This window comes from Cedecea sp. NFIX57 (assembly GCF_900177785.1).
GTDB classification, from domain to species: Bacteria; Pseudomonadota; Gammaproteobacteria; order Enterobacterales; family Enterobacteriaceae; genus Cedecea; species Cedecea neteri_C.
The window spans coordinates 1-1,099 of record NZ_FXAS01000139.1 but is presented as its reverse complement, the minus strand read 5'-3'; the positions used below and the strand labels follow the sequence as shown (position 1 = coordinate 1,099).

Below are 1,099 nucleotides of genomic sequence, written 5' to 3'. Positions count from 1 at the left end.
ACAGAGCAGAACTATACCGTAGCCCAGGCCGCCACATCGCTGGGGATTAGTTCCAAAACCCTGCATACATGGGTCACTCTGACACGCAACCAGCATGATGGTGTACTCAGCGATGATGAACGTGCTGAGTTAAAGCGATTAAGAAAAGAAAACAAAGAGTTGCGCATGGAGAAGGAGATACTAAAAAAGGCGAGTGCCTTCTTTGCGAAGCACATGTCGTGAGGTATCAGTTTATCCTCGATAACACCGGAGAATACCCTCTTCGCCCACTCTGCAGGGTGATGCGGGTGACGGTCTCAGCCTGGTATGCATGGCGAAAAAAGCCCGCTGAGCCCCCGGAGAAAGACGTGGAAGTTCGGGTCAGGCTAAAAGCCCTGTTTGTCGCCAGCAGGCAGGGTGCGGGAAGCCGGACGTTGGTCAAAAAACTTCGTGAAGAAGGCGTCAGCATCACCCGCTGGCGGGTGATGAAACTCATGCGAGAAGAGGGGCTGGTCTGCCGGCAGCGCCGTGCGTACAAGGTCACCACAAAACCGCGCCCGGGTGCGGAAGTAGCCCCGAATCTGTTGAACCAGAATTTTAATCCCCCAGGTCCGGACCAGGTGTGGGTGAGCGACGTGACGTATTTAAGGACCGGAGAAGGCTGGCTGTATCTGGCGGCGATAATGGACCTGTACTCCCGGCGGATAGTGGGCTGGCACGTGGACAAACGAATGACCACTGCCCTGGTCTGCAGGGCGTTAATGAAGGCATACAACCTTCGCAATCCGGCTCAGGGCCTGGTGGTGCATACGGACAGAGGGTCGCAGTATACCAGTAATCGCTTCCAGTCGATGCTAAAGAGCTACGGGTTCAGGAGCAGCATGGGAGATGTGGGCGCCTGCTGGGATAATGCGGTAATGGAGCGCTTCTGGGGCAGCCTGAAACACGAATGGCTGCTGCTTGTCCCCCAGGCGACGCGGGCTTATATGAAGCAGGATGTGGCAACGTATATTCGTTACTACAACCTTGACAGAAATCATACGGCGAACGGGGAAATATCTCCGGTACGCTATGAACAGATGTCTGATAAAAAAGTGTCCTGATTAACTTGACCAGAACA

The 1,099-nt window shown here is 54.3% G+C and carries 2 protein-coding genes; both read left to right on the top strand.

Going from position 1 to position 1,099, the window contains the following annotated elements:
• A partial coding sequence (locus B9Y90_RS26290; RefSeq protein ID WP_139827532.1) for a transposase occupies positions 1-222 on the top strand: 222 nt, incomplete at its 5' end.
• Positions 219-1,082, top strand: coding sequence for an IS3 family transposase (locus B9Y90_RS26285; protein WP_176227954.1), 864 nt, complete (start codon positions 219-221; stop codon positions 1,080-1,082). The genes B9Y90_RS26290 and B9Y90_RS26285, both read left to right, overlap by 4 nt.
• Positions 1,083-1,099: the final 17 nt, after the last annotated feature.